The 25955-nt window shown below is 67.6% G+C and carries 23 protein-coding genes and 1 tRNA gene; 11 read left to right on the forward strand and 13 right to left on the reverse strand.

Features of this window, described 5'->3' with window-relative positions:
- Positions 1-2 precede the first annotated feature (2 nt).
- Positions 3-245 carry a hypothetical protein gene (locus tag ACFSXZ_RS17900; RefSeq protein ID WP_378266154.1) on the reverse strand — a complete coding sequence of 81 codons (243 nt, stop codon included), beginning with the start codon at positions 243-245 and terminating at the stop codon, positions 3-5.
- A gap of 71 nt (positions 246-316) precedes the next feature.
- On the opposite strand from ACFSXZ_RS17900, the gene ACFSXZ_RS17905 reads away from it, so the two are divergent.
- Positions 317-1078 (forward strand): ESX secretion-associated protein EspG, encoded by a 762-nt coding sequence (locus ACFSXZ_RS17905; RefSeq protein WP_378266155.1) that lies wholly within the window; start codon positions 317-319, stop codon positions 1076-1078.
- Here ACFSXZ_RS17905 and glfT1 read toward each other — a convergent pair.
- From glfT1 to wzm, 3 genes are read right to left on the reverse strand one after another with little or no spacing between them, the layout of a single operon-like run.
- Positions 1066-1986 carry a galactofuranosyltransferase GlfT1 gene (gene glfT1 / locus ACFSXZ_RS17910; RefSeq protein WP_378266156.1) on the reverse strand — a complete coding sequence of 307 codons (921 nt, stop codon included), beginning with the start codon at positions 1984-1986 and terminating at the stop codon, positions 1066-1068. The genes ACFSXZ_RS17905 and glfT1 overlap by 13 nt on opposite strands.
- Position 1987: 1 nt before the next feature.
- Positions 1988-2800 carry a galactan export ABC transporter ATP-binding subunit Wzt/RfbE gene (wzt, locus tag ACFSXZ_RS17915; protein ID WP_378266157.1) on the reverse strand — a complete coding sequence of 271 codons (813 nt, stop codon included), beginning with the start codon at positions 2798-2800 and terminating at the stop codon, positions 1988-1990.
- A 6-nt stretch (positions 2801-2806) separates the two neighbouring features.
- Entirely contained in the window at positions 2807-3757 is a 951-nt protein-coding gene (wzm, locus tag ACFSXZ_RS17920; protein ID WP_378266158.1) for a galactan export ABC transporter permease subunit Wzm/RfbD, read from the reverse strand.
- Between the two features lie 179 nt (positions 3758-3936).
- On the opposite strand from wzm, the gene ACFSXZ_RS17925 reads away from it, so the two are divergent.
- Positions 3937-5769 (forward strand): glycosyltransferase, encoded by a 1833-nt coding sequence (locus tag ACFSXZ_RS17925; protein ID WP_378266159.1) that lies wholly within the window; start codon positions 3937-3939, stop codon positions 5767-5769.
- A 220-nt stretch (positions 5770-5989) separates the two neighbouring features.
- Here the strand turns inward: ACFSXZ_RS17925 and ACFSXZ_RS17930 are convergent, their stop codons facing one another.
- Positions 5990-6553 (reverse strand): bacterial proteasome activator family protein, encoded by a 564-nt coding sequence (locus tag ACFSXZ_RS17930; RefSeq protein WP_378266160.1) that lies wholly within the window; start codon positions 6551-6553, stop codon positions 5990-5992.
- Positions 6554-6655: 102 nt separating this feature from the next.
- Here ACFSXZ_RS17930 and ACFSXZ_RS17935 point away from each other — a divergent pair, with 102 nt between their 5' ends.
- Positions 6656-7855 (forward strand): cysteine desulfurase-like protein, encoded by a 1200-nt coding sequence (locus ACFSXZ_RS17935; protein WP_378266161.1) that lies wholly within the window; start codon positions 6656-6658, stop codon positions 7853-7855.
- Positions 7856-8031: 176 nt separating this feature from the next.
- On the opposite strand, the gene ACFSXZ_RS17940 is transcribed toward ACFSXZ_RS17935, so the two are convergent.
- The gene (locus ACFSXZ_RS17940) at positions 8032-9009 is read right to left on the reverse strand and encodes an NAD(P)H-quinone oxidoreductase (protein ID WP_378266162.1); all 978 of its coding nucleotides are present in this window, start codon (positions 9007-9009) and stop codon (positions 8032-8034) included.
- 71 nt (positions 9010-9080) lie between these two features.
- On the opposite strand from ACFSXZ_RS17940, the gene ACFSXZ_RS17945 reads away from it, so the two are divergent.
- Entirely contained in the window at positions 9081-10547 is a 1467-nt protein-coding gene (locus ACFSXZ_RS17945; RefSeq protein ID WP_378266163.1) for a M28 family metallopeptidase, read from the forward strand.
- A gap of 5 nt (positions 10548-10552) precedes the next feature.
- Here ACFSXZ_RS17945 and ypfJ read toward each other — a convergent pair whose 3' ends face one another.
- Positions 10553-11482 (reverse strand): KPN_02809 family neutral zinc metallopeptidase, encoded by a 930-nt coding sequence (ypfJ, locus tag ACFSXZ_RS17950; RefSeq protein WP_378266164.1) that lies wholly within the window; start codon positions 11480-11482, stop codon positions 10553-10555.
- A 501-nt stretch (positions 11483-11983) separates the two neighbouring features.
- On the opposite strand from ypfJ, the gene ACFSXZ_RS17955 reads away from it, so the two are divergent.
- Both ACFSXZ_RS17955 and ACFSXZ_RS17960 read left to right on the forward strand, forming a co-directional pair.
- Positions 11984-12448 (forward strand): MarR family winged helix-turn-helix transcriptional regulator, encoded by a 465-nt coding sequence (locus ACFSXZ_RS17955; RefSeq protein WP_378266165.1) that lies wholly within the window; start codon positions 11984-11986, stop codon positions 12446-12448.
- A 13-nt stretch (positions 12449-12461) separates the two neighbouring features.
- Positions 12462-12546: transfer RNA gene (locus tag ACFSXZ_RS17960), tRNA-Ser, on the forward strand.
- Between the two features lie 695 nt (positions 12547-13241).
- Here ACFSXZ_RS17960 and ACFSXZ_RS17965 read toward each other — a convergent pair.
- Complete coding sequence (locus ACFSXZ_RS17965) at positions 13242-13529, reverse strand: DNA-processing protein DprA (RefSeq protein ID WP_378266508.1); 288 nt, start codon at positions 13527-13529, stop codon at positions 13242-13244.
- 640 nt (positions 13530-14169) lie between these two features.
- Complete coding sequence (locus ACFSXZ_RS17970; RefSeq protein WP_378266166.1) at positions 14170-14520, reverse strand: winged helix-turn-helix domain-containing protein; 351 nt, start codon at positions 14518-14520, stop codon at positions 14170-14172.
- Positions 14521-14663: 143 nt separating this feature from the next.
- On the opposite strand from ACFSXZ_RS17970, the gene ACFSXZ_RS17975 reads away from it, so the two are divergent.
- Both ACFSXZ_RS17975 and ACFSXZ_RS17980 read left to right on the forward strand, forming a co-directional pair.
- Positions 14664-15152: an NUDIX domain-containing protein gene (locus ACFSXZ_RS17975; protein ID WP_378266167.1), complete on the forward strand. Its 489-nt coding sequence runs from the start codon at positions 14664-14666 to the stop codon at positions 15150-15152.
- A gap of 269 nt (positions 15153-15421) precedes the next feature.
- Complete coding sequence (locus ACFSXZ_RS17980; protein WP_378266168.1) at positions 15422-17008, forward strand: alpha/beta hydrolase; 1587 nt, start codon at positions 15422-15424, stop codon at positions 17006-17008.
- 72 nt (positions 17009-17080) lie between these two features.
- On the opposite strand, the gene ACFSXZ_RS17985 is transcribed toward ACFSXZ_RS17980, so the two are convergent.
- Positions 17081-17494, reverse strand: coding sequence for a RidA family protein (locus ACFSXZ_RS17985; RefSeq protein WP_378266169.1), 414 nt, complete (start codon positions 17492-17494; stop codon positions 17081-17083).
- A gap of 66 nt (positions 17495-17560) precedes the next feature.
- On the opposite strand from ACFSXZ_RS17985, the gene ACFSXZ_RS17990 reads away from it, so the two are divergent.
- The 3 genes from ACFSXZ_RS17990 to hypF all read left to right on the forward strand — a co-directional run bounded on the left by ACFSXZ_RS17990 (position 17561) and on the right by hypF (position 21445).
- Positions 17561-18175 (forward strand): TetR/AcrR family transcriptional regulator, encoded by a 615-nt coding sequence (locus ACFSXZ_RS17990; protein WP_378266170.1) that lies wholly within the window; start codon positions 17561-17563, stop codon positions 18173-18175.
- Positions 18176-18340: 165 nt separating this feature from the next.
- Positions 18341-19081 carry a GON domain-containing protein gene (locus tag ACFSXZ_RS17995; RefSeq protein WP_378266171.1) on the forward strand — a complete coding sequence of 247 codons (741 nt, stop codon included), beginning with the start codon at positions 18341-18343 and terminating at the stop codon, positions 19079-19081.
- A 135-nt stretch (positions 19082-19216) separates the two neighbouring features.
- The gene (hypF, locus tag ACFSXZ_RS18000; protein ID WP_378266172.1) at positions 19217-21445 is read left to right on the forward strand and encodes a carbamoyltransferase HypF; all 2229 of its coding nucleotides are present in this window, start codon (positions 19217-19219) and stop codon (positions 21443-21445) included.
- Between the two features lie 9 nt (positions 21446-21454).
- Here the strand turns inward: hypF and ACFSXZ_RS18005 are convergent, their stop codons facing one another.
- From ACFSXZ_RS18005 to ACFSXZ_RS18015, 3 genes are all read right to left on the reverse strand, one after another.
- Positions 21455-22621: a hypothetical protein gene (locus ACFSXZ_RS18005; RefSeq protein ID WP_378266173.1), complete on the reverse strand. Its 1167-nt coding sequence runs from the start codon at positions 22619-22621 to the stop codon at positions 21455-21457.
- Positions 22618-24384: a dynamin family protein gene (locus tag ACFSXZ_RS18010; RefSeq protein WP_378266174.1), complete on the reverse strand. Its 1767-nt coding sequence runs from the start codon at positions 24382-24384 to the stop codon at positions 22618-22620. Before ACFSXZ_RS18010 ends, ACFSXZ_RS18005 begins: the two co-directional genes overlap by 4 nt.
- 82 nt (positions 24385-24466) lie before the next feature.
- Positions 24467-25795 (reverse strand): IniB N-terminal domain-containing protein, encoded by a 1329-nt coding sequence (locus ACFSXZ_RS18015; RefSeq protein ID WP_378266175.1) that lies wholly within the window; start codon positions 25793-25795, stop codon positions 24467-24469.
- Positions 25796-25955 lie beyond the last annotated feature (160 nt).

Raw genomic sequence — 25955 nt, forward strand, 5'->3', positions numbered from 1 at the left:
CCCTAATGGAGCCCGAAAACCTTGCCCTTGCGTTGCAGATCCTCGATGTAGGCGGCGGCGACGTGGGCGAAGTTGACGACCACCGCGGTGTCCTCCTTGGTCCGGACCGTTTCGACGGAACCGTGTTCGAGCAGCAGGTGTAGTTTCTTCGCGAGGTCTTCCGCCTCTTCCCCGGTCACGGCGAACACGAGGGGTTCGCCGCCGGTGGCGAGGTGCAGGACGAGGGCGGGTCTGGTTTCGGCCATGGGTCCACAACACCAGTGCGCGATCTCGCCCGGCAAGCGGATTCGCTGAAAGCAGAGAAGGGGAGCAAGAGGTGGGGGTTTCGTTCTCGCTGTCGCTGACGGCGGTGGACATCCTGCTCGAAAACCTGAATCTGGGCCGGGCCCCGTTGCCGTTCGAAGTGCCGCACATCGGCACGACCTTCGAGCAGCGGGCACAGGTGCGGGAGGCGGTCTTCCGGGATCTCGAAGGACGGGGTCTCGTCGCCTATGGACGCCCCGCCGGCGACGTCGAGCGGACATTGCGCACCTTCGTCACCGCTCCCGTGGCGATCACCGCCGTCGCCCAACTGGAAGCGGGAAAACCGCTGTTCGCGAGGGTGGTTTCCGACGGCGAGCACGCCGTCGAGTCCCATCAGGACGCGAACATGCTGATCTTCACCGAGGTGCGGCCGACCGCGATCGTGCGATGCATCGTGGATCTGCTGCCGTCGGTGCCTGCCGCCGCGGGCCAGTCCGTGACCGTGGCCAAACCCGCACCACAGCGGCGTCCCCGGAACGAGGATTACGACGCTTTCAGCGCCGTCTCACGGCCGCGGGCATCGGCAGGGTCGGCCCAGACGCGCATGGTCGAGCGAATCTTTCAGAAGCCGAAGGTGCGCATCGGCCAGTTCACCGCCTTCGTCGGCGGCGGCCAAGCCCTCTCCCCGACAGTTTGGTTCGACACGCCGGACGGCCGATACTTCGTCACGTCACGTGAGGCCGAGGACGGGCAGAGCTGGATCACCTACGCGCCCGCGGACGAGGCCCGCCTCGCGCGGCACCTCTCCGGACAACTCGAAGGCTACTTGTCGTAGCGGTAGAAGCGCTCTCGCTGGCCTAGGCGAACCAGACGCAACCACTGCAGGAACGCCTGCGGGTCACGCTTGACGCCCAGGAAGTACAGGCCGAAGCGCACGACCTCCAGCGCACCGATCTTGCGCATTCCCGGCTGCGACACCAGGAAACCGCGGTTGCGGTAGGTGTAGTAACGCTTGATCTCGTTTTCCGGGTCCTGGGCGTGGAAACGGCCGCCGAGCATCGGCTTGAACTCGTCCGAGCCGTCCGGGTGCAGGTAGGACGCCTTGAGCGAGGTGCCGAACGGCAGGCCGGAGCGAACCAGCCTGCGGTGCGTTTCGACCTCGTCACCACGGAAGAACAGCCGCAGGTCCGGCACGCCGATGACGTCCAAAGTGGACGAACGGAACAGCGCGCCGTTGAACAGCGACGCGATGCCGGGCAGGAAGTCGGTGCCCAGTTCGGCCGCGGAGCGTTTCCAGGTCAGGCCGCGCCGGAGCGGGAAGGCGAGCTTTGCCGGGGCGTCGATGTTGGTCACCATCGGTGAAATCTCGGCCAGCCCACGCCGGTCGGCCTCCTCCAGCAGGACCGCCAGCACGTTCTCGTCGGCCGGCCGTCCGTCGTCGTCGGCGAGCCATACCCAGTCCGCGCCCATGGCCAGCGCGTGCAGCATGCCCAGCGCGAACCCGCCGGCCCCACCGAGATTGCGGTGGGAGGGCAGGTACGTGCACTCCACGCCCGCGTTCTCGACGACCGCCCTGGCCGGGCGGTCCGGCCCGTTGTCCACGACGATCAGGTGATCGACCGGCCGGGTCTGGGCGGCGATGACCTTGAGCGAGTCCGCGAGGAGATCGGACCGGTGCCGGGTGACGACCACCGCCACCACCGCACCTGGGGTCAGCGGGGCCTGCTCCGGAACCGTCGTCATGTCACTCTCCGTTGATCGCGGCGGCGGGTTCGGCTCCCAGCCGCTCGGCGGTCTCCGCACTCATGCCCTCGAACGGGTCCCGGCCCTTGTAGGCGGTGAGGACCTCGCGCAGTGAACCCTGCATCTTCATCCGGCCCTCGTCCATCCAGATGGCCGTGGTGCACAGCTCCAGGAGCAGGTCGTCGGCGTGGGAGGCGAAGACGAGCATGCCGGACCGGCGCACCAGGTCGACCAGCCTGTCCCTGGCCTTGTTGAGGAACGCCGCGTCGACCGCGCCGATGCCCTCGTCCAGGATCAGGATCTCCGGGTCGATCGTGGTGACCACGCCCAGCGCCAGCCGCACCCGCATACCCGTCGAGTAGGTCCGCAACGGCATCGACAGGTAGTCGCCGAGCTCGGTGAACTCCGCGATGTCGTCGACGCGTTTCTCCATCTCCTTGCGGGTCATGCCGAGGAACAGGCCGCGGATCATGATGTTCTCGTAGCCGGAGATCTCCGGGTCCATCCCGATGCCGAGGTCGAAAACCGGTGCCACCTTGCCGACGACACGAGCTTTGCCACGGGTCGGTTCATAGATTCCGGACAACAGCCTCAGCAGCGTCGACTTGCCGGCGCCGTTGTGCCCGACCAGGCCCACCCGGTCACCGTCGGACAGTGACAACGTCACGTCCTGCAGCGCCTCGATGATCGGGACCTTGCTCTCCGTACCGATCTTGCCACCGACCTTGCCGAGAACCCGCTTCTTCAGCGAGCGGGTCTTCGCGTCGAAGATCGGGAAATCGACGTAGGCGTTCTGCACTTCAATGCTGACCATGGTTCATCACACCCAGTAGGAGACGCGGGCTCGGTAGTTACGCATCGTGGCAAGCGCGAGCAGCCAGCCGACGACGGTGATGCCGCCGACGACCACCCAGCTCCAGATGCTCACCGCCTGTCCGATCAGCGGAGCGCGGAGAATCTGCACGAAGTGGTAGAAGGGGTTCAGGTGCACGATCGGCCGGATCGCGGCGGCGAGATGGGCGCGCGAGCCGTGGCCGTAGAGCTGGTCGATCGGCCAGACGATCGGAGTCATGTAGAACAGCAGCTGGATCACCGAGTTGATCAGCTGCGGAAGGTCGCGGTACCGGGTGGAAATGACGCCCAGCAGCATGGTGACCCAGCAGGCGTTGAGCGCCAGGACGAAGAACGCGGGAATCGCGCTCAGGCTCCACCAGCCGAGACCGGGATGACAGACGATCGTGTCCGGTCCGCAGGTTCCGCCGTTGAGGTCGTAGGGCTTGCTCAGCTCGGGCGCGAAGATCGCCACCACGACGACCACGACGATGATGTTGTGGAGGAACATCAGAGTCTGCCGCCAGACGGTGCGCAGTACATAGACCGTCAACGGCGCCCTGATCTGTTTGATCAGTCCCTCGTTGGTGATGAAGGTTTCCATACCTTCCGAGAGACAGCCGCTGATGAACCCCCAGACAATGAAGCCCGTCGCGATGTAGGGCAGAAACGTCGAAATGGGGTTGTTCCACAGCGTCGCGTAGAGGATGCCGAGGCCCAGGGAGATGACGGCCTGGCTGATCGTGATCCAGAACGGTCCGATCACCGACCGCCGGTACCGCTGCTTGATGTCCTGCCAGCCCAGGTGCCCCCACAGTTCCTGCTGATGGAAGCCATCCCGGATATCCGCGAAGGCGCGTGCCCAGGAGCGGCTGCCCGGCGTCGGGGGCTCTTCGGTGGCGAGATCGGTGGTCTGATCGACCGTGCTGGTGGCTTGCACCCGCTCAGGGTAGCGACCGTCGGTCGCGTTCGGTGCCCAGGGCTTCCTGACCTGGCGGGTGAAGCGGTCTCCGGGGTCTGGCGAACCGTTACGGAAACGATCCGGGTAATCTTCGGCAAAGCTCGTTCGGGGGACGAATATCGCCAAACCACATAAGGCAGAAGCGGGGTGCTGACGGCATGACCGATCGAAGGGAAGAGTCCGGCGAGAGGTTGCTCGCGCAGCGAACATTTTTCGCCGCGCGGTCTTTCCGCGCTCCCGACGGGATGTATGCCGGACGGACGCTCGGCGCGGTCGTGAACGAACGTGACCGGGTCATCCTCCAACCGCATGCCTTCGTCACCACGAACACCTATTTCGGCCGCTTCCCGGCCAGCTACTGGCAGCGCTGGACCGAAGTTCGCGAGGTGGTCATCGAGGCCGTCGTCACCGGGTCGGGGAAGCTGCACATCGGCGCCTCGGACAGCCTCGGCAACGACCGGGTGGTCGCCGGCGAGACCGTCTCCAAGGCCGAGGCGCAAACCGTCCGCATGACCGCGGCCATCGACCGCTTCATCGACGGCGGGGCGTTGTGGCTGGACATCGAGACCGGCGAGGAACGGCTGACGGTCGAGGATGTGCGCTGGCTGGTGCAGGCCCCGCGCGTGCGGCGCCCCGTCTCGGTTGTCATCTGTACGCACAACCGCGCCGACTACTGCCTCGACACGCTGTCCGAGCTCGCGGCGGACAGCGCGGCCCTGGAGCACGTGGCAGCGGTACACGTGACGGATCAGGGTGACGACACCGTCTCCTCGCGCGATCGCTTCGCCGAGATTTCCGCGGCGATCGGCGACAAGCTCCACTACCGCCGTCAAGCCAACCTCGGCGGCGCCGGCGGCTTCACCCGTGGCATGTACGAGGTCCTCGAGGGTGAGGGCGGCGAAAACGCGCACGTCCTGCTCATGGACGACGACATCAAGCTCGAATCGGACACCGTGGTCCGGCTCGGCACGCTGGCCAACTGCACGGTCGATCCGACCATCATCGGCGGGCAGAACCTGTGCGAGTTGCATCCGGGGCAGCTCTTCGTCGACTCCGACATCGCCAACCTGCCCAAGCTGCGCGCGGGCGTCGACCGGACCGAGGAGTCCCTGTCCGGCACGAGCATGCTGGAGGACAACCAGGACCGCCGCATCGACGCCACGCACAACGCCTGGTGGTGCTGCCTGATCCCGGCCGAGGTGGTGGCCAAGGTCGGCTATCCGCTGCCGATCTTCTTCCAGTGGGACGACGTCGAGTACGGCCTGCGTGCCCGTGCGGCGGGCTTTTTCACGGTGACCCTGCCCGGTGCCGGTGTCTGGCACCAGGACCTGCACTGGAAGGGCTGGGACGACTGGGCCCGCTACTTCCACTACCGGAACGGCCTCATCACCGCCGCCCTGCGCGGTCAGCTCGACCCGCGCGCGATGACCGAGTACCTGCTGGTCGACTTCGCCGAGACGCTGGCTTCCATGCAGTACGGGATGGCCGCCACGATGATCAAGGCCATCGAGGACTTCATGCGCGGGCCGGAGGTGCTCGCCGACGGCGGCGCCGAGGTGGTGCCCGCGGTGCGCAAGCTGCGCGCCGAGTACCCGGAGACGCAGATCGTGCCCGCCGCCACCACGGGGGTGCCCGCCGATCAGGTCCCGATCACCATCCCGGCCGCGGAGCCGTCCATGCCGCGGCTCGTGCTGATCAAGCGACTGCTCAACCAGCTCCGCGGCACGCCCGGCGGCGGCGCGGCCATCCGGGCCGGCAGCGAGCACTGGTGGCACGTGTCGCGGTTCCGCACCGCGATGATCACCGACTCGTCGCAGACCGGGGTGCGGGTCCGCAAGCTGGACCGCGACCTGTTGCGCCGCCTGGGCCTCAGAGGTGCGCGCACGCTGTGGCGGCTGCGCCGGGAGGGTGACGCCATCGTGCGCCGCTGGCAGGCCGCCGAGGGGCAACTCACCAGCAAGGAAAACTGGGAACGGCTCTTCCGCAGCTGATACCCAAGCTGATTTCTTCAGCTGAAGAGGAAGGTGGCTTTACTCGGCCGGAGGCGCCAACAGCGGCCAGCCACGGCATAAGCTGCCCGCCGGAGGCCATTGCACGCGGCCGGACACGCTTTTCGTCCGGCTGCTGATCAGACGCCGATCATCCGTAGTAAAGCCACCTTCCTCCCATTCGAAGCCAGGGCGAACGGCTCACTCGTGGTTCAGGGGCGCGTCACAGGTACTGGCCGGTGCCGCTGATGCCCGGGCCATGGACTTCTTGGCCCTTGCCCGCCGAGGCGCCCGGCGGCAGCCCGCGGCGCATCTGCTCGAGTTGCACGCGCGCGGCCATCTGCTGTGCGAAGAGAGCGGTCTGGATGCCGTGGAACAGCCCCTCCAGCCAGCCGACCAGCTGAGCCTGTGCGATCCTCAGCTCCGCGTCGGAGGGCGTCGAATCCTCGGTGAACGGCCGCACCAGGCGTTCCAGCTCGTCACGGAGCTCCGGCGCCAGCGACTGCTCCAGCTCCTTGACCGAGGTCTGGTGGATCTCACGCAGCCGCTCGCGGCTCGCGTCGTCCAGGGGAGCCGCGCGTACCTCCTCCAGCAACTGCTTGATCATCGTGCCGATCCGCATCACCTTCGCCGGCTCCTCGACGAGGTCACCCACCGACTCCTGGGCCTCTTCGTTGCCCTGCGGGAGGCGCGCGGTGCCGACCGGTGAACCGTCCGGGCCGACGACCACCACATGCTGGGCGTTCTCGTCGGAGTTCGGATTGCTGCTGAGTGGGGACTCGGTCATGGCGCCCAGCCTAGCGGCCCCACCGCGCGCGGGTGCGACGCGACGAGCGGCGCCAGCCAACCCCGAACGCACCGGGAAAGAACCGCTCCGTACCGTGTGCGCATGGCGTTCGACGTCGCTCGAATTCGTGGGTTGTTCCCCGCGCTGGGTGACGGCTGGATCCACTTCGACGGCCCGACCGGAATGCTGGTGCCCGAACAGGTGGCCTCGGCCGTGTCGACGGCGATGCGAGCACCGGTCTCCGCGCCTGGTGGCGCGTTTCCGGCCTCGCAGCGTGCGGAGAGCATAGTGGCCGCCGCGCGGCGTGCCGTGGCCGACCTCGTCGGGACCGATCCGGCCGGTGTCGTGCTCGGCCCGAGCTCGGCGGTCCTGCTGCAACGGCTGGCCGACGCGATGGCCGAGCGCTGGACTCTCGGCGACGAGGTCGTGGTGTCCCGGCTCGACGAGCAGGCGAACCTCGCGCCGTGGCACCGCGCGGCCAAGCGGGTCGGCGCGGTGCTTCGCTGGGGCGAGATCGACATCGAAACCTGCGAGCTTCCGGCCTGGCAGTACGAGAGCCTCGTGTCGGGACACACCAAGGTCGTCGCGGTGACGGCGGCGTCCGGCGCGGTGGGCACGCGGCCCGACGTGGCGACCATCGCCGAGTTCGCCAAGCGGGTCGGTGCGGCGGTGGTGGTGGACGCGACCTACGCGGCGCCGTTCCTCCCCTTGGACCTGCGTGAGCTGGGCGCCGACGTGCTGGTCGTGTCGTCGCAGGCGTGGGGCGGGCCGCCGGTCGGCGCGTTGGCGTTCCGTGATCCGGAAATGCTGGAGCGGCTGCCGTCGCTTTCGCTCGACCCCGAGGTGCGCGGCCCGGCGCGGCTGGAACTCGGTCCGCATGCCTATCCATTGCTCGCCGGACTCGTCGCGTCCGTCGACTACCTGGCAGGCCTGGACGACGCGGCCACCGGTTCCCGGCGTGAGCGGCTGGTCACCTCGCTCGGTTCGGCCAAGTCGTACCACGCCGGATTGCTGGCCCAGTTGAACACGGAGCTCCGGTCGCTGAGGCACGTGATGGTCATCGGTGACGCGATGCGCCGGATTCCCGCGCTGGCCTTCACGATGACCGGCAAGAAGGCGCCCGAGATCGCCGAACACCTTGCCACGCAAGGGTTGTGCGCGTTCGCCGACGAGGGCGGACGCGGGGTGTTCGCCGCGCTCGGAGTCGGTGAGGTGGGCGGTGCCGTCCGGATCGGCCTCGCCCACTACTCCAACATCTTCGAGGTCAACCAGCTCGTCCGGGTCCTCGACGAACTCCGCTAAGAGACCGTCTTCAAAACGGGAGATGTCTGGTCGAGGTGAGTGGTCGAACCCGCCCTCCGAAGGTACCCGATCTCGGGGGTAGGGCTCTTACCAGCGAAACGAGACGCAAATACCGCAGTCGAGCCCTGGCCGCGAGATCGGGTGGGCGGGTTTCGAAACAGGCGCTGAATACCAGGTTACGAGTGTGCGGTCAGGAGGATCTTGCCGAACACGCTGCCCTCTTCGAGGATGCGATGGGCGTCGGCGGCCTCGGCGAGGGGGACCAACTGGCCGACGACGGGGTGCACGGAACCGTGGTCGACCAGGGGCCACAGATTCCGGCGCACGTCGGCGACGATGCGGCCCTTGTCCTCCACCGGCCTCGCCCGCAAGGTGGTCGCCATGATGCTCGCCCGCTTGCCGATCAGCTTGCCGATGTTCAGCTCGGCCTTGAGTCCGCCCTGCATCCCGATGATCGCCAGCCGTCCGCCGGTGGCCAGCGCGTCCAGGTTTCTGTCCAAATAGGACGCTCCCATGTTGTCCAGGATGACGTCCGCCCCACCGGTGGCTTCCTTGAGTTCGGCCACGAAGTCCTGCTCGCGATAGTTGATGGCGATGTCGGCGCCGAGCTGGCGGCACCGCTCCAGCCGTTCGTCCGAACCCGCGGTCACCGCGACCGTCGCGCCGAGTGCCTTGCCGACCTGGATGGCATGCGTGCCGATACCGCCCGCGCCGCCATGGATCAGCAGCACCTGGCCCTCGTGCAGGCCGGCGTCCAGGACGACGTTCGACCAGACAGTGCACGCCACCTCCGGCAGCCCGGCGGCCGCGACCAGATTCACCTCGGCGGGCACCGGGAGCAGTTGCACCGCGGGGACCGCGATCTTTTCCGCGTAACCCCCGCCCGCGAGCAGCGCGCAGACCTCGTCGCCGACCTGCCATCCTTCGACACCTTCGCCGAGTTCGACGATGGTGCCGGAGCATTCCAGGCCGAGGATGTCGGACGCGCCTGGCGGCGGCGGGTAGTACCCCTGACGCTGCAGCAGGTCCGCGCGGTTGACGGCAGTCGCGGTGGTTTCGACCAACACCTCGCCGGGAGCCGGCTGCGGGTCGGGCACTTCGCTCCATACCAGCACTTCGGGTCCGCCGGGTTCCCGAATGGTGATCGCTCGCATGGGGGCGACTGTACGCGACCCTACTAACGGCCCTTGTCCGTGTTCGTGGAGGACGCGAATTATTACCACTCATGTCGTCATGGGGTAGAAGATCCTGTTTGGCTCTTTCGCTGACCACGCTTCTCGCCGCGACCGCGATTCCCGCCGTCGCCGCCGAATCGCTGCCGGACCAGCTCGTGAAGCAGGTCGGCTCGGCCGGTATCAACCGGCATCTGATCGCGCTTCAGCGGATCGCCGACACCAACGGACACACGCGCGCCGCGTCCACCCCCGGGCACGCCGCCTCGGCGGAGTACATCGCCGGGAAGCTGGAGGCCGCCGGTTACGACGTGACCAGGCAGGAATTCCCGTTCGTCTACACACAGACCCTGGCGCAGAAGCTCACGGTCAACGGCACCGATGTGCCGATCATCGTGATGACCTACAGCCCCTCCACACCCGAGGGCGGGATCACCGCGCCGCTGGCCGTGATTCCGGTGGACGACACCCCGGGATGCGAGAAATCCGACTTCGGTGACGTCACCGGAAAGATCGTGCTCGTTCGGCGCGGCGGGTGCACGTTCGCGCAGAAACAGCAGTCGGCGGCCGACGCGGGAGCGGTCGGGGCGGTGATCTACAACAACGCCGACGGCGATTTGAACGGCACCCTCGGTGACCCCTCGGCAGCACGGATTCCGACCGGTGGCATCACCAAGGCGGCCGGTGCCGATCTCGCCACCCGCGCGGGTGCCCAGGTCACGCTCGAGCTGAGGCAGCTGCGGGAGTCCAGGACCTCCTACAACGTCGTCGCCGAAACCAAGACCGGCCGCAAGGACAACGTGGTCATGGCGGGCGCGCACGTGGACAGCGTGCCGGCGGGCCCGGGGATCAACGACGACGGAAGCGGCTCGGCGACCCTGCTGGAGATCGCGCTGCGGCTCGGCGGCAGCCCGAAGGTGGCCAACGCGGTGCGCTTCGGGTTCTGGAGCGCCGAGGAGCTCGGGTTGATCGGGTCGACCTACTACGTAGATTCGCTGAGCTTCGACCAGCAGCTCGATATCGCGCTGTATCTGAACTTCGACATGATCGCTTCGCCGAACGCGGGCTACTTCGTCTATGACGGCGACGACTCCGACCACACCGGCGCGGGCCCCGGCCCCTACGGTTCGACGCAGATCGAGCAAACCTTCACCGGCTATCTGAACGGCCACGGTGTCGCGACCGAAGGGACGGACTTCGACGGTCGTTCCGACTACGGCGAGTTCATCGCGGTCGGCATTCCTTCCGGCGGCCTGTTCACCGGCGCGGAGGGGATCAAGACGGCCGATCAGGCCACGAAGTGGGGAGGCAAGGCGGGAACCGCCTACGACCCCTGTTACCACCAGCTCTGCGACAACCTGGGCAACCTGGACTACGTCGCCCTGGACCGCAACGCCGACGCCGCGGCGTACGCGATCGGCACTTATGCCCTCAGCACCCAGTCGATCAACGGTGTCACCAGCACCGGTCCGGCGAAGAAGCCCGCACGCCTGCACACGCAGGCGGTGAAAGCGGGCTAACCGGCTCAGCCGAGGTCGCGGGCACCGAACGTGTCGCACCGCGCCGGATCACCGGTCGTGTACCCGGTGTTGTACCACTTCTGGCGCTGGGCCGAGGTGCCGTGCGTGAAGGTGGAGGTGTCCACGCGGCCGTTGCCGAGGTTGCGCTGGATGTAGTCGTCGCCGATGCGGGAGGCGGTGTCCAGCGCACGGTTGATGTCGTCCTGGGTGACGTCGGTGATCAGCGGCTTGCCGCTGGCGGAGGGCGTGGTCGTGGCGTGCTTGCCCCACACGCCGGCATAGCAGTCGGCTTGCAGTTCGAGCCGGACGGAGCCGGATGTGGGGCCGGTACCGCTGCCGACGCGCGAGGACGTACCCAGCAGGTTCTGCACATGGTGGCCGTACTCGTGGGCCAGGACGTAGGCCTCGGAGAACGTGCCGCCCTGGGCGCCGAAGCGCGTCCGCAGCTCCGAGAAGAAGGAGAGGTCGATGTAGACCTGTGAATCGGCGGGGCAGTAGAAGGGCCCGGTGTCGGAGGTGGCGTTCCCGCAGCCGGTGCGGACGCCGCCGTTGAAGAAGTCGGTGGTCACCTTGCGGTAGGTCTTGCCGGAGCGGGCGAACTGATCGGTCCAGTAGTCCTGGATCGAGTTGATCATCGCCACCACGGCGCAGTCATGGTTGCGGTTGGCGTCCGCTCCGGTGTGGCACTGCTGGGACAGCGCGGTGTTGTTGACCTGGCGCCCCGAGCCGAGCCCGCTGAGGCCGCTCACCCCGCTGGTGCTGGGGTGTATCCCGCCGAGGTGGGAGAGCACCAGGTAGATGACGACACCGATCACCCCGAGCCCACCGCCGCCGAGCGCCACTCGCCCGCCGATACCACCACCGCCGCCGCCGTCACCGCCCCGCAGATCGGACACCTCGGAGGTGTCGAGCCCGGCGTCATCGTCGAACCTCATGACCGTCCCCGTCCTGTGCCGCGCCGTGGTGCCGGCCCGCGGGCCCTGCCCGGGCTCACATTCCGCATGCCGGAAGACTCCCTCACACATGCCTGGGTGCGGCGTCCGCGGACGCCGCACCCAGGTTACCGAGGTTGTCATTGTAGTGGCGGTTGGCTGCCGCGGGGGCCGGCGAGTCACGCGCCGACGCGCGCACGAACCTGCCGGTGCCGGCCGTCTGACTCCCCTTGCCACCCAGAACGGATGTCGAGCGCATGAGTACTGACATCCTGGTGCTGCTCACAGTCGCAGCCGGGTCGCGCCTCTCGCATCCCGGCCGTGGGTACACAGCCGGCAGTCAACCGCGAGGTAACATCGCCATCGAACCACCTACCCTTTCCCGGCGGGGTGCCGGACCGGACTTCCCGCCGTGCGAACAGGATGCGCCTTTCCCGCGGCAGTCTCAACCAATTCGTTATCCCTCTTCTGGGGATATTTCTCCTGCCTGGATAGGGTGCCGTCATGGCTGAACCGCGCTGGTTGACCGATGCGGAGATGAGCGCCTGGCGCTCTTACGTCGTCGCCACGTTGCGCCTCCGGCAACGGCTCCACCGTGAGCTGACCGAGGCCCACGACGTCTCCCTCGCCGACTACGAGGTCCTCGTGCTGCTGGACGCCCAGCCCGACCGGCGGATGCGGATGTCCGAACTCGCGAGCCTGCTCGGCTCCGCCAAGAGCCGCCTCTCCCACCAGGCTGCCCGGATGGAGGCGGAGGGCTACGTACGGCGGGTCTCGGACCCCGACGACAAGCGCGGCGTGATCGCCGAGCTGACCCGGGCCGGCAAGCGCGTGCTCAAGGCCGCCGCGCCCACCCACGTCGACGGGGTGCGAACCCATCTGATCGACCAGCTCTCGCCCGACGAGCAGGCCGTGCTCGCGTCCGCTTTCTCCCGGGTCCTCGTCCATCTCGACGAGCTGGACGAGTAACCTGGCCTCCACGGGAAGCGTGGCAGAGCGGCCGAATGCACTCGCCTTGAAAGCGAGCGTTGGGAAACCAACCGGGGGTTCAAATCCCTCCGCTTCCGCAGCGTTGACCAGGGCGGATGTCTCTCGCGCATCGTCCGGTGCCGTGTCCGGCATCTGCCCTGGTCTCAACTGCCGTCGGGCAGCACTGCCCTCGTTGGTCACTGGCACCCCGTGTGGTGCCACGGGCAGTGCTGGGGGTTGTAGTCCATGGCCAGGTACGTGCGTATGAATTTTGTGTTTTCGCCGTAACTTTCCTTGAAGTATCGAGCCAAGGCCATAATCGATGCTTTCGAAGCTCCGGCAAGACATACCGTCTCAGGGCGGCGGACTGCGCGTGTCGTCCACTTGTCCACGTATCGTCGATCACGAGGACGTGTGAACCAGGAGTCAGCTGAAAGTTCGCGCGGAAGTGGTCACGGCGAAACGCTCGCGGGTCGGAGATTTCGGGGCTGCCGTAAGGGGAACCTCGGGTATGTTCGCCATGATGGGAGCGAGTATCTGATGAAGTGGGTGTTCGCCTGACTTGGCGGGCAACGATGGCACCGATGTCCAGTGCGTCACCGGGAAACCCGCTACTCTGCGCAGGCAATCCAGGTGAAGGTAGAGTCCAGCGAACGCGAGTAAAGTGACGGACCGTCGTCGTGCAGACGGAACATGTCCTGCCCGGAATTTTGATGGTATTACGAAGGTAGCCACCGCCACTAACGACCAGTTCGGACAGAAAATGCTGAGCCGGCTCCCCCCACGGGACTGCTCACACCGCGGGTAGCAGCTTCTCTAGCGACCCCGCAGACGAGGGGCGCTCGGCCGTCACGCTGCGGACGATGTCAACTATGTCTTTCAGGCTGCATGCACAGTAGACGCCAGGTCGGGGCAGCATAGCCTTGGCCCAACTGTTCTGCTCTACGACGGATTCGGTCAAGATCACGGCGCGTCCGTGCTCCACGGCCAGACGTGCCTGAGCCCGTGTGCCGCTGATTTCACCTGCTTCAACGACCACGGTCGCCACTCCATAACCGGACATCGTGGCGTTCCGCATCAGAAAGTTGTGCCGCTATGGCGGTGCATCCGGCCAGAACTGCGACATGAGCAGGCCGCGATCCGCGATCTCGTCCCGAAGGCCGCGATTTGCCGCTGGATAGTATTTGTTTGGTGGCGCCAGGGGCAACGGCACTACCACTCGTGATCACCTCGGCGGTTATTTCCGGCCAGCTCAGGTCGTTCGGCCTCTCCTGAAGCAGCGCTACAAGCGCGGCGTGCTCTGACTGCTCCATGCGACCCATCCTTTCACACTTTCTCCTCGGGTCAGGCCGGTAGCACGATGAGTACGGTCGCCGCTCATCATCGAACGTGCGTACGACATTATAGCTCAGTGGTGTCATTGACCTGGCCTTTTGTCCTCTGGAGTGGTTCGCGCGGACGAGTGGATCCCTCATCCCGGGTTAGTGGCAAGCGTCGGACTCAGCGGTTGCTGCCCGTGAAGAGTGCCCAAGATCAGACGCTGTACAAGGGAACCTGTGCGGCGCTCCCGTACCGTGCTGCCGTTGTGACGTGAGGCTTCCGATCCCGGTGGTGTGTCTGCTACGTGCGCACAGTCATTGCACGGGGGGTTGATGTCGAGAACCCGCGGGCCCGGCATTTGGCTGCCGGGCCCGCCCGGACACGCGGGGTCCGGCTCGGTCTCAGTCGTTGCTGGTCGACGTACCGTGCCGTTGCCCAGCCGAGTCGCGGTGCTCCCGTGCTGTCGTGATGCTGTGCAGGGTCGCGCCGTTGCCGGCCTGCTGGGCCCGCGTCTTCCGGTCGGCGATGAAGGTTCCCTTGGCCCGCAACGTGAAGACCAAGCCTCGCTTCCGCAGCGCCTCGGTGGCGCGCCGCGCGGTTCCGAGCGAGACGCCGTAGTCGTCGGCGAGGCGCCGTTCGGCGGGCAACCGCTCATTGGGCTGGAGCTCTCCGGATCGGATCCGGGCCGCGAGGTGGTCGGCCATCGTTTCATAGACGTAGGCCGGGGTGTCGCTTTGGATCTTGAAGGTCATGACCGATGTTCCACTCTTTCTCAATCAGGTTTTGTCGATATTTCCACGGTGATTCACCGCTGTTTTCGTGGTGCCAAATAGTTGTCCCGGCCGCGTGAAGCGGAGAACCGCCACGGTGGCGGACGGCCGGTAACCTCTTGTGCGTGGAGCTCCTCCCATTCGACGAGTACGTACGGTCGCTCGACCGTAAACGCATGTCCGCCGGCGTCCTTTTCCGAGACGCGGTAGACCGCGTACTACTTGTCGAGCCGTCCTACAAACCTCGGTGGGAGATTCCGGGCGGGGCGGTCGACGCCGGAGAACCACCGTGGACCACGGCGGTCCGGGAGGTCCGGGAAGAGCTCGGTCTCGAACGGCCCGTGGGACGGCCGCTGGTGATCGACTACCAGCCCGGAGACGATCGCCTTCCCGAAGGCATCGCGTTCGTGTTCGACGGTGGCCTGATCACCCAGGAAGAGGTTGCCGCGCTCGTGCTCACCGACCCCGAAATCGTGGCTGCTCGTCTGACCGATCTTGAGGAACTCCCCGAGAAGCTGAACGCGTCCCTCGCGCGCAGGGTCGCCGTCGCGTTCGATGTCGTGCGAACGGGCGAACTCGCCTTGTGTGAGAACGGCCATCGCATCGGCCGATAGTCGTTGAGGCTGGGTGGTCAGGACCACCGGGTCGACGACACCGCGGAGCAGCGTCCGGCAGGGCAAGGCGTCTTGAGCTCGACTTGATGTCCACATAGGACTTTCCGGGCGCTGGGGCGGCGCATCGCGAGGGCCTTGTCCCCCTGAAGAGCTACACGGTTTTGTCCGCTCCAAGGTGACGTGCGAGGCCTGCCGTTCTCGATAACTTCATCGCCGTCGAACGCGCCAGGCCAAACCGGCGGCCGCGCGGAGAATCGGAGGACGAAGCGATGAGCAAGACACGCGGTTCCGGGGGACCCGGCCGTTTCGGGGGGCGCCGCTTCGGTGCGGCCTTGGTGGCCTCGACCTTGGCCGTCGTCGGTGTGGCGGCCTGTGACTCGGATGACGACAGCCACCCCGCTGCCGCGGGGCCGGCTCCGGCGGCCATCCAGTGGGGAGCATGCCCGGCGCCGGGCCAGGGGGAGACCAGAGACCCACGCCTGACCTGCGCGACGGTGAAGGTGCCTCTGGACTACGGCCACGCGGACGGGAAGATGATCGACGTGGCGGTGTCCCGGCTGGCCGCCGCGGATCCGCAGAAGCGGCACGGCGTTCTGCTGCTGAACCCGGGTGGTCCGGCCTTGCCGGGGCTGGACATGCCCAGCACGATGGCACCGACGCTGCCGAAGCCCGTCCTGGACAGCTACGACCTCATCGGCTTCGACCCGCGCGGGGTCGAGCACAGCACACCGCAGAGCTGCGGCCTTCCGGCTTCCGGCGTGTCCGACCTCTTCCCCTATCCCGCCGCGGACGGCTCGAACGCCGCGAACATCGAGGCCGCGCGTGCCGAAGCTCAGCAGTGCCAGACCAAGGCCGGAAACGACCTGCGGTACTACACCACCGCCAATACCGCCCGTGACCTGGACCGCATCCGCGAAGCGCTCGGCGAGCCGAAGATCTCCTACTGGGGCCAGTCCTACGGCACCTACCTCGGTACCGTGTACGCCTCTCTGTTCCCGGACAAGACCGACCGCATGATCCTCGAAGGCAACGTGGACGCCACCAAGGTCTGGTCCGGCGTGGTGAACGGCTGGGGCAAGGGCATGTCCGAACGGTTCCCCGACGCGGCCGCGGTCGCCGCGGCGCAGAACGACACCCTGGGGTTCGGTCGTACCGTTCCCGAGGTCACCGCGAAGTATCTCGCGCTCGCGGACCGGCTTGATCGCCAGCCGGCGCAGGTTCCGGGCATGTCGCTGTCGGTGAACGGGGCACTGCTGCGCAACGCCACCTACGGTCTGCTGCTGCACAACAACACGCTGCCGGTGCTCGTCCAGCTCTGGAAGGCTCTCGAGGACCTTGCCGACGGGCACTTCAACCAGGCCGACGGTGCGGTGCTCCAGCAGGTGTCCGCGGCCACGAACACCCCGCCCACCCCGGGCGTTCCCTCGGACAACCAGGCGACCATGGGCAGCGCGATCGTGTGCGGTGACGCCCAGTGGCCCCGCGACGTCGACAGCTACGCCGCCCGCACCGCTGCCGACCGCAAGGCTTGGCCGCTCACCGCGGGTATGCCGGCCAACATCTGGGCTTGCGCGTTCTGGCAGCCCCCGATCGAAAACCCGGTCACCGTGACCGACCAGGGGGTGCGGAACATCCTGCTCCTGCAGAACCGCCGGGACAACGCCACGCCGTGGGACTCCGGGGTCGGGCTTCGCCAGGCCCTCGGCAACCGCGCCGCCTTCGTCGGCGTCGACAACGGCGGTCACTACGTCTACAACGAGGGATCGGCCTGCGCCGACCGGGCGACCGTCGACTTCCTCACCAGCGGTCACCTGCCGGACAAGGACGTCTTCTGCACCGACGTCACACAGCACTGACGCAGCACTGACCAAACCGGCGCGGGCGGCCTTCCTCAACGGGAGGGCCGCCCGCGCTCCGTTGTCCGTGGATCAGTCGAGGACCGCGGTGGCCTCGATCTCGACGAGCATGTCCGGCTCGGCCAGCGCGGCGACTCCGATCCCGGTGAGCGGTGGCAGTACGGCCGGTTCGACGCCCAGTTGTTCCGCGGCCCGCGCGACCCCGGCCACGAAGAGCGGCATTTTCTCGGGAGTCCAGTCGACCAGGTAGACGGTCAGTCTGGCGACGTGCTCGAAGGACGCGCCGGCCGCCGCCAGCGCGGTCGCGACGTTGAGGTAGCACTGCTCCACCTGGGCTGTGAAGTCGCCCTCGCCCACCTTGGCGCCGTCGGCGGTGCGAGCCACCTGGCCGGCGATGAAGATCAGCTTCGACCCGGTCGCCACCGCCACCTGCCGGTAGATGTCCACCTTCGGCAGTCCTTCGGGGTTCGCCAGGGTGATGGCCATGCTGTGTCTCCTCGCTCGGGACGGTATTTCGAACTATAACATTGCAATGCTATGTATCCTGGCTTCATGGCCAGGACGAAGGATCCCGAGGTCCGGAACCTCCTCCTCGAACGGGCCGCGCAGATGCTCCGCACGCGCGAGCCCGTCACCCTGCGTTCGCTGGTCGCCGGGACCGGAGTGTCGACCATGGCCGTCTACACCCACTTCGGCAGCATGGACGGCATGTGGCAGGCCCTGCGTCAGGAGGGGTTCACCCGCCTGGCCGTCCGGTTCGCCGGGGTGGCCACCACGCGCGATCCGGTCCGCGACCTGACCACGCTGGTCGCCGCCTACCTCGGCCACGCGCTCGACCATCCCGACCTGTACCGGGTCATGTTCGACGCCGACTTCGCCCTCGAAGACCTCAAGGCCGCCGACGCCACGCTCGAATACCTCGTCCAGGCCGCCCGGCGAGCCCGCGACGACGGCCGGTTCCGTGCCGAACTGGAACCGCTCGACCTGGCGATCCAGAGTTGGGCCATCGGTCACGGCCTGGTCTCCCTGGTGGCCAACGGCCCGCTTCCCCACGAGACCCTCGATCACACGGTTTCCCTGTTGACCGCGCTGTTCGTCAGTGCGGGCGACGCTCCGGAGAAATGCCGCGCCTCGGTCGCGAAGGGATGGGAGCACCCGCGCCGGTGACCGTTACTCCGTCGTCATACCCGAAGTGGGGAATTCTGGCGCTCCAACGGGTTACGGGTACTGCTTATCCAGTGTGGACTGCGCTTTTCTGGGCCGGGAGGTAATCCTCTTCCGGGACATCGGGTCATCGGCGACCACGTTTCCCGGCGACGGAAAGGAAATCTGGTGGGAAGATCGAGAATCCCTGGATTCGCGCTGTTGGCAGGCTTGTTCTCGTCGCTGCTGGCGCTCGGGGTGCTCCCCGCGTCGGCCGATCCCGTTTTCTTGTTCAGCAGTTGTCAGGACGCCCGTAACCACCTCGTGCAGGCGCCGGACGGACAGTACATTCTGTTGAACAACGGCCGGGAGTTCACCGTTTACTGCTACGACATGGCCGGCACTCCGCGGGAATACATCAGCCTCGCCGACACCGGGGCGAACGTGAATTTCTCGCAGTACACCGCGGGCGGGGCCTCCCCGGGGACCAACGTCCGGACGACGTTCACCAAGGTGCGCGTCGATCCTTCGACACTGACGGTCGACCTCGGCGACCTCACCTTCTCCTCGTCGACCGGCTCCCTGCGCCATGGTGGTGCGACGGTGACTTCGATGGCATACTCCGCGGCGATGTCCTGCGTGGCTCCCCAGAACGCGGCAGGCGTCGGAAACATCGACCTGCAGAACACGCCGTTCCAGGTCAACGACTCGTTCCCGTTGGGGGGATACCTGCCCGCCGGAGGGGCGAAGGTCAGCCAGAACAACCAACTCGTCGACCTGTCGGGTGGCGGGTACTGCGGCTGGATCACCCCGGCACCGGGCGCGTACAACCCGTTCAACCCCGGCCCGGGCCTGTACCTGCTGAACCTGGCCTGTGCCCAGAACGCGAACGTCCCGGGCAGCAACCAGTTCTGCGTCAAGGTCGCCTGATCCTGGTTCACCGACGGTGAAAGTGGCCGTCGTCCGGGTGGACGGCGGCCACGCCTGGGTGAGGTTCGGACGATATACCGACGAGTGGGCGTTCCGAGGTCGACGGGGGTGGCGCGGTGACGGCAGACTCGGGTCATGGTAGTCCGGGTGTCCGTTCGAGTCGGCGGCGTGGTGCAGGGGGTCGGGTTCCGGCCGTTCGTGTACGCACTCGCGGTGCGCCTCGGGCTGAACGGGCACGTCGGCAACGACGTCGCAGGGGTGTTCGCCGAGGTCGAAGGGCAGCCGAGCGCGGTCGAGGAGTTCTTGATCGCGTTGCACGAGGAGGCGCCGCCGCTGGCCGTGGTGGACGAGGTGAGCGTCCGCGAGATCGCGTCCTTGGGGGAGACCGGGTTCCGGATCGTGCCCAGTCCCGACGGAGGCCACGCGGCCACGCTCGTCTCGGCGGACAGCGCGACCTGCGAAGACTGCCTCCGCGACCTGCACGACCCCGGCGATCGACGGTACCGCTATCCGTTCATCAACTGCACGAACTGCGGGCCGCGGTTCACCATCGTCCGATCCGTGCCCTACGACCGGCCGTCGACCACCATGGCGTCGTTTCCCCTGTGCCCGGACTGCGAGCGCGAATACCACGATCCCGCCGATCGCCGCTTCCACGCCCAGCCGGTGTGTTGCCCGGCGTGCGGTCCCCGGCTCGAACTGACCGATGTTCCCGGTGATCCGGTCGAGTCCACTGTGGAATTGTTGCACGGGGGTGCGGTCGTGGCGATCAAGGGGCTCGGCGGCTATCACCTGGCCGTTGACGCCGGGCAGGAAGCCGCCGCGAGCAGGCTCAGGGGACGAAAACACCGCGAAGACAAACCGTTCGCGGTGATGGTGCCCGATCTCGCGGCGGCTCGCGAGTTGTGCGAAGTGGACGAAGTCGCCGAGCGGATGCTCGGCGGGCGCAGGCGGCCCATCGTGTTGCTGCCCCGCCTCGACGGTGGCGCGATCGCTCCGTCAGTGGCGCCGGGCAACCGGCGGCTCGGGGTGATGGTGCCCTACACCCCACTGCATCACCTGCTGATGGAGGCTTTCGGCGGTCCGATAGTGCTGACCAGCGGCAACGTTTCCGACGAGCCGATCGTCTACCGCGACGAAGAAGTGCGCGCGCGGCTGGCCGGCATAGCGGACGCCTTCCTCACCCACGACAGGGAAATCCACATCCGCACCGACGATTCCATCGTCCGCCCGTTTCGCGGGCGCGCACAGGTGCAGCGCAGATCCCGTGGCTACGTGCCGGAACCGGTCACGGTGCATCGCGAGTTCTCTCGCCAGGTGCTCGCCTGCGGCGCGGAACTCAAGAACACGTTCTGCCTGGCCAAGGACAAGCACGCCTTTCTTTCCCATCACATCGGCGACCTGGAGAACTTCGAGACGCTGGAGTCGTTCACGTCGGGCATCGAGCATTTCGCCGGGCTCTTCGACATCAAGCCGGAAGTCGTCGCGCACGACCTCCACCCGGAATACCTGTCCACCAAGTACGCGAAGGAACTCACCGGCGTGGAACTGGTCGGCGTGCAGCACCACCACGCTCACATCGCCTCGTGCCTCGCGGACAACGGCAGGGACGGACCGGTGCTCGGCGTCGCGTTCGACGGAACCGGCTACGGCACCGACGGCACGATCTGGGGTGGCGAATTCCTGCTCGCAAACCTCTCCGGGTTCGATCGGGTCGCGCATTTCGCCCCGGTGCCGATGCCGGGAGGAACCGCGGCGATCAAGCAACCGTGGCGGATGGCGTTGTCCTATCTGGGAACGGACGATCCAGTGGCGCTGGATGTCTTCCGGCGCAACGAAGGCGCGTGGGAAACGGTCGCGTCGTTGGCGCGCAAGGGCCTGAACTCGCCGATGACCTCGAGCGCGGGGCGGTTGTTCGACGCGGTGGCGGCGCTGCTCGGTGTCCGCGACGCGGTCAACTACGAGGGACAGGCGGCGATCGAACTGGAACAAATCGCGGATCCCGGGGAAGAGGGTGGGTACCGCGCGGAGATCACGGGCGGCGAGCGCTTGGTCGTTCATGGCCGTGATCTGGTCCTGGCCGCCGCGGGTGATTTGCGTGCGGGCGTGGCTGTTCCGGCCATCGCGGCCCGCTTCCACAACGGTGTGGCGGACGTCGTCACCCGCACCTGCCGCAGGCTGCGGGAAGCGACGCAGGTGACGACGGTGGCCCTGTCCGGCGGGGTCTTCCAGAACCTCCTGCTTCTGGAGCGGACCGTGGATGCCTTGACGGACAACGGTTTCGAGGTTCTCACCCACTCGCGGGTCCCGGCCAACGACGGTGGGATCAGCCTCGGCCAAGCGGTCATCGCCGGTCGCGCGTGAACTTCCGGGTCAGAGCGCGCCGGTGGCGAGCGCTTCGCAGGTGCGTACCACGACGGCGGCCGCCTGCCGTTCCGCGGAAGCCAGTCCGGGGTCCCCGGCGCGGGCGCGCCACCGCCGGCTCGCGGCGGGCAGATCGATCTCGGCGAGCCGGTCGCCCGGGGTGTTCCCGTCCCCACCGACCAGGCGGACGGCCTCGTCGCGGAGTCCCTCCGGCAACACGACGCATCCGGTGCGGATCGCGGCCAGCAGCCGCAGTTCCCGGAAGTCGTGTGCGCTCGCCACCACCTGCTCCAGGTCCTTGGCGAGCGCCGCCGCGGCGGGGCGGGGCTCCATGCGCAGCACGACTTCCAGGCCGAGCAGCGCCGAGCGCGCCTTGAGCACTTCGCGCCGGCCCAGGAAATTCCCGTCGATCGATTCCCACAGTTCGCTCAGCCCGCTGCGGCGCAGGAGCTCGTCCGAAAGTTCCCGCAGCGTCCTGGCCTCGCCCCGGAGAAGCGGGATCGCCACCCGGACGCCGAACAGCCCCAACCACTCCAGCAACGTGGCGTGCCCCTGCGAGATCGAGGCGAAGCGGTCCGCGGACAGCAGGTAGGGCTCCAGCTCCGTCCGGTCGAGCGCGGCCAGTTCGGCGAGCGCGTCGAACTCGGGCCGGCCCAGATTGCGGGCCGCGCGCGCGAGCAGGCCGGCCACCGGCACCACGTCCTGACACAGGCCGCGCACCTCGGGCTCGCGCCGGTGGTGCCGTGCCACCCTGCGGGCCGAGACCAGCGCGTCGACCCGGCCTCCGCAGAGTTCGTCGGCGCGCGAGAGCACCATGATCGCGTTGACCGCCGCAGTCCTGGCGATGGGATGATCCTGGACCGTGTAAAGGAAATCGAGGTCCGCGTTGTGCGGATGCCGCGTCAGGTAGAGCACCGCGTCGGCTTCGAGACAGATGTTCTCGATGGTCTCCGGGCTCGGTGGCGGGGCGTCGATCAGGGTGAACTCGCCGGGCAGATCGCCGATCGCTTCGACCAGGGTCGACTTGCCGGATCGGGGAGGCCCCACCACGGCGAGCCGCAGCGGTTCGTCGAAGCGCTCGAGGTGCCGGCCCAGCCAGCCGGTCGCTCGCGGGCTGTCCTGATAGACCGAGAGTGCCTGCGCGAGCATGGTCCGGGTACGCGAGGCCAGGTTCACGCGATGAGCCCCCGGGGACGCATTGTCACGAGGGCCTGAGCGTGCTGCCTCAGCCGGAGCAGTTCCTCCATCCGGGACCGGATTTCGTGTGCCCGGGTCGTCCGCCGGCTCATGTCGTCGTCGATGAACTGCTTCACAGCTTTCGCCGTTTCGGTGATCTCGGCGCGCAGCTCGTCGGTGACCGCGGACAACCGGTCGCGCAGCGCGCGGTGGATCTGGCGGGCGGTGTCCTTGCTGTGTTTGCCGTAGGTGATGAAGAAATCGTCGACATACCGGTGCGCGGCGTTCTTCGCCGCGGCCTGCCGTCGCTTGAGCCGGTTTCCCCGTTCTTCCAGCACGCTTTTCGCGCCGAACGCGGCGCCGGCCCCGATCGAAATGGGGTTGATCAGCGGTAGGCCGGCGATCGTGGTGGCCAGCCCGAACATGAGCAGCCCACTGTAGGAACCCCGCATGCCGATGAAGAGTTTCTGGCCCACACCGAAATTTTCCACGCGCGGCATCCGCATTTCGCCGACCGGGTCGGCGGGCACCTCGCGGGGCAGCGAATCGGGCAGGGCGTCGGTGCGGTGCGGTGCGACATACCGCCCGATCTTGCGGGCGATCCACTCGAAACGATCGAGCAGCCATTCGGAGTTCGTCTCGGCGACCGTGGTGAGGTTTTCCCGCAGCCATTCCTCGAATTCCGGCCAGGTGCGGGCCGGGTCCGCGGTTTCGAAGTACTCGTCGGCTTCGACGAGGATGCGGCGGGTCCGGTCACGCAGATCGAATTCGATATCCGAGAGCAGGTCGGAGACCTCGTCGGACAACATCGTCTGCCAGCGGGTGGCGTCCCGCTGAAGCTTCTCGGCCCGTCGCCCTTCGGCCTGCCAGCGTGCCATCGCCGGGCCGCTGGCGGACTGCTGAGCCTCCACCAGCTCCTCCTGCAACGGGGTGAGCAGCGTGTCGACCGTCGCCACGGTCAAGGTGGCGACCGTGCGCCTCGCCAGCAGGTCCGTCTGGTTGAGCATGTCCGTGTGCAGGCACTGGATCAGCGCGCCGAATCCGGATTCTTCGTTGAGTGCCTTGTCTCCAGCACGGGCGGCGGCGAGGCGCAGCGTCGCCGAAACCGGGATGACGCTCGCGCCGAAACCGCCCCCTTCGAGCTGGGCCCGGTTGCGCTCGGCCACGGAACGCCATCCTGGTACCAGGTCGATCTTGGTCAGCACCTGCACGATCGTCGGGCAGCGGGGCACGACCTGTTCCAGCAGGCGCAGTTCTTCCAGCGACAACTCGCTCGTGGCGTCGCTCGCCAGCAGGACGGCGTCCGCGGAGTCGACCATGTCGACCGACCTCGGCGGCGAGTCGACCAGCGCCAGCCCGTCGGCGAGCAGGGCACGGGGCAGGCCTATTTCGGCACGCACCGCGTTCGGCTCACGATTGGCCTGCGCGGTTACCGCCTCGACGGCCAATGGTCTGTTCGATGGCCCTTCGATGGCACGAGGGCCTTCCGTGATCATCGTGGCGGTCGGGGTCTCGGCATGTTCGATGACGGCAGGCACGGCCGTGGTGTGATCGTCTCCCACCGCGCAGACCGGCGCGTTCAGCAGGGCGTTGATCAGTTGACTCTTGCCCTGGCCGGTCTCACCGATGACCACCACTCGGAGTTTCGGGTCCGTCAACCGGGATCTGCGCTCGCGCAAGCGTCCGACCAGGTCGCCGCGCTGGTGGGCGGCGCAGGCCTGGGTGGTGGAGTCCAGTACCTCGAGCCAGGACGGTGCCATCACAGCGAGAGTGTCCCACAACGGCAAACAGCCGGCTTCCCGCCGCTGTTGGACAAGCGACAAGAAGCCGGCCGTTCACCCGTTGTCAGTGACCGAGGGGGAGGTCTCCATGCAGGTCACCGATTTCCGGCAGCGCGGCAACGTGGTCGAGGGCGCCGGTCACATTGCCCAGCGGGCTGTGCGAGACGGCGTCGGTCACCGGGGCGAGGTGCTGCTCGATCGCGGGCAGCGGGTTCGCCACCGGCAGGTGGTTGAGCGAGTCGAGGGTGGGCAGGTGCGGCAGCGAGTGCGGAACGTCCGCCTCGATGTGCACTGGCAGGTGGCCGGGCAGCTGCGAGGCCAGGTCGGCCGGGTTCGGCAGCGAGGGCAGCGCGGGCAACGCCGGAGCGGCCAGCGTCGGGTGCGCGGCGGCGTCCGAGATCGCGTCGGTACCGGTGGCCACGTGCTGTCCGAGCTCCTCGCCACCCGCGGACACGGCGTGGCCCGCGGTGGCGCCACCGCTGGTCAGGTAGCCGCCCAGGGTGTTGGCACCGGAAGCGACGTGGTCGGCGAGGACCTGGCCGCCATCGGAGACGAAGCTGGCCACGGTGCCGCCGGCCGCCGCCCCGCCCTTGCCCATGAGGTCGGAGTCCAGGGTGTTGGCCAGGTCGGAAACGGGGTTGTCCACGTTGTCCATGCTCACGGCGTAGTGGCCGAGCGGGCTGTCGGTCCCGATGCCACCACCGATGCCGTGGGTGGTCAACGAGGCGCCGCCGGTGAGCGACGAACCCTCGGTCGCGCCGGCCGCGGCGAACTTGACACCCTCGGTGCCGACGCTGCCGCTCGCGGCACCCACGGCCTCGTCGCCGGTGTAGGTCAGGGCACCGGTGACGCCATCGGCGGTGCCGAGGGTCGAGGTCTCGATCGTGCCCACGCCGGGCGCGGAGATCGGCAGGTGGCCGAGGTCAGGCGCGTTGAGCGGGAGCTCGCCAAGGTTCGACAGGGGCAGGGAGCCCAGGTCGGGCGCGGAAATGGGCAGCGCGCTCAGGTCGGGCGCGGAGATCGGCAGGGAACCGAGGTCCGGGGTGGAGATGGGGAGGGAACCCAGGTCCGGGGTGGAGATCGGCAGGGAACCCAGGTCGGGCGTGGAGATCGGCAGGGCGCCGAGGTCCGGGGTCGAGAGGGGCAGGGCGCCCAGGTCCGGGGTGGAGATCGGCAGCGCGCTCAGGTCGGGCGCCGAAACCGGCAGCGAGCCCAGGTCCGGGGCGTACTCGGCGACCAGCGGGGCCACTTCCTGGATGTCCTGCGGAGTCACGTCGCTCAAGCCGGCGTCCGCCAGCGCGGCGGTCGGGTCGGCGAGGAAGGCGCTCCGGGCGGCTTCGTCGGTCAGCAGGTTCAGCACGAACCCGTGCAGATTCTCGGCAGGGAGGGACAACGAATGCTCCGCAATGTCAGGTGAACAGGTCGCGGCACAACCTATTGACACCGACGAAGGACGGACATCGGGGATCCGCCCGGGTTGGTGATCACCAAACGGTCAGCGGATCGTTAGGGGATTAGGGGATGTAGCCCCATTGGGTGACACTGGTACGAAT

Origin of the sequence: Amycolatopsis pigmentata, assembly GCF_042684065.1 — a bacterium.
GTDB lineage: Bacteria > Actinomycetota > Actinomycetes > Mycobacteriales > Pseudonocardiaceae > Amycolatopsis_E > Amycolatopsis_E pigmentata.

Excerpts from the sequence above, each read along its gene's own strand:
- ACFSXZ_RS17985 (WP_378266169.1), bottom strand. The coding sequence starts at position 17,494 with ATGGCCATCACCCTGGCGAACCCCGAAGGACTGCCGAAGGTGGACATC.
- ypfJ (WP_378266164.1), bottom strand. The coding sequence starts at position 11,482 with ATGAGGTTCGACGATGACGCCGGGCTCGACACCTCCGAGGTGTCCGAT.
- ACFSXZ_RS17945 (WP_378266163.1), top strand. The coding sequence starts at position 9,081 with ATGTCGTCATGGGGTAGAAGATCCTGTTTGGCTCTTTCGCTGACCACG.
- hypF (WP_378266172.1), top strand. The coding sequence starts at position 19,217 with ATGGTAGTCCGGGTGTCCGTTCGAGTCGGCGGCGTGGTGCAGGGGGTC.
- ACFSXZ_RS17925 (WP_378266159.1), top strand. The coding sequence starts at position 3,937 with ATGACCGATCGAAGGGAAGAGTCCGGCGAGAGGTTGCTCGCGCAGCGA.
- ACFSXZ_RS17930 (WP_378266160.1), bottom strand. The coding sequence starts at position 6,553 with ATGACCGAGTCCCCACTCAGCAGCAATCCGAACTCCGACGAGAACGCC.
- glfT1 (WP_378266156.1), bottom strand. The coding sequence starts at position 1,986 with ATGACGACGGTTCCGGAGCAGGCCCCGCTGACCCCAGGTGCGGTGGTG.
- ACFSXZ_RS17980 (WP_378266168.1), top strand. The coding sequence starts at position 15,422 with ATGAGCAAGACACGCGGTTCCGGGGGACCCGGCCGTTTCGGGGGGCGC.
- ACFSXZ_RS17955 (WP_378266165.1), top strand. The coding sequence starts at position 11,984 with ATGGCTGAACCGCGCTGGTTGACCGATGCGGAGATGAGCGCCTGGCGC.
- ACFSXZ_RS17900 (WP_378266154.1), bottom strand. The coding sequence starts at position 245 with ATGGCCGAAACCAGACCCGCCCTCGTCCTGCACCTCGCCACCGGCGGC.
- ACFSXZ_RS17990 (WP_378266170.1), top strand. The coding sequence starts at position 17,561 with ATGGCCAGGACGAAGGATCCCGAGGTCCGGAACCTCCTCCTCGAACGG.
- wzt (WP_378266157.1), bottom strand. The coding sequence starts at position 2,800 with ATGGTCAGCATTGAAGTGCAGAACGCCTACGTCGATTTCCCGATCTTC.
- ACFSXZ_RS17935 (WP_378266161.1), top strand. The coding sequence starts at position 6,656 with ATGGCGTTCGACGTCGCTCGAATTCGTGGGTTGTTCCCCGCGCTGGGT.
- ACFSXZ_RS17940 (WP_378266162.1), bottom strand. The coding sequence starts at position 9,009 with ATGCGAGCGATCACCATTCGGGAACCCGGCGGACCCGAAGTGCTGGTA.
- ACFSXZ_RS17970 (WP_378266166.1), bottom strand. The coding sequence starts at position 14,520 with ATGACCTTCAAGATCCAAAGCGACACCCCGGCCTACGTCTATGAAACG.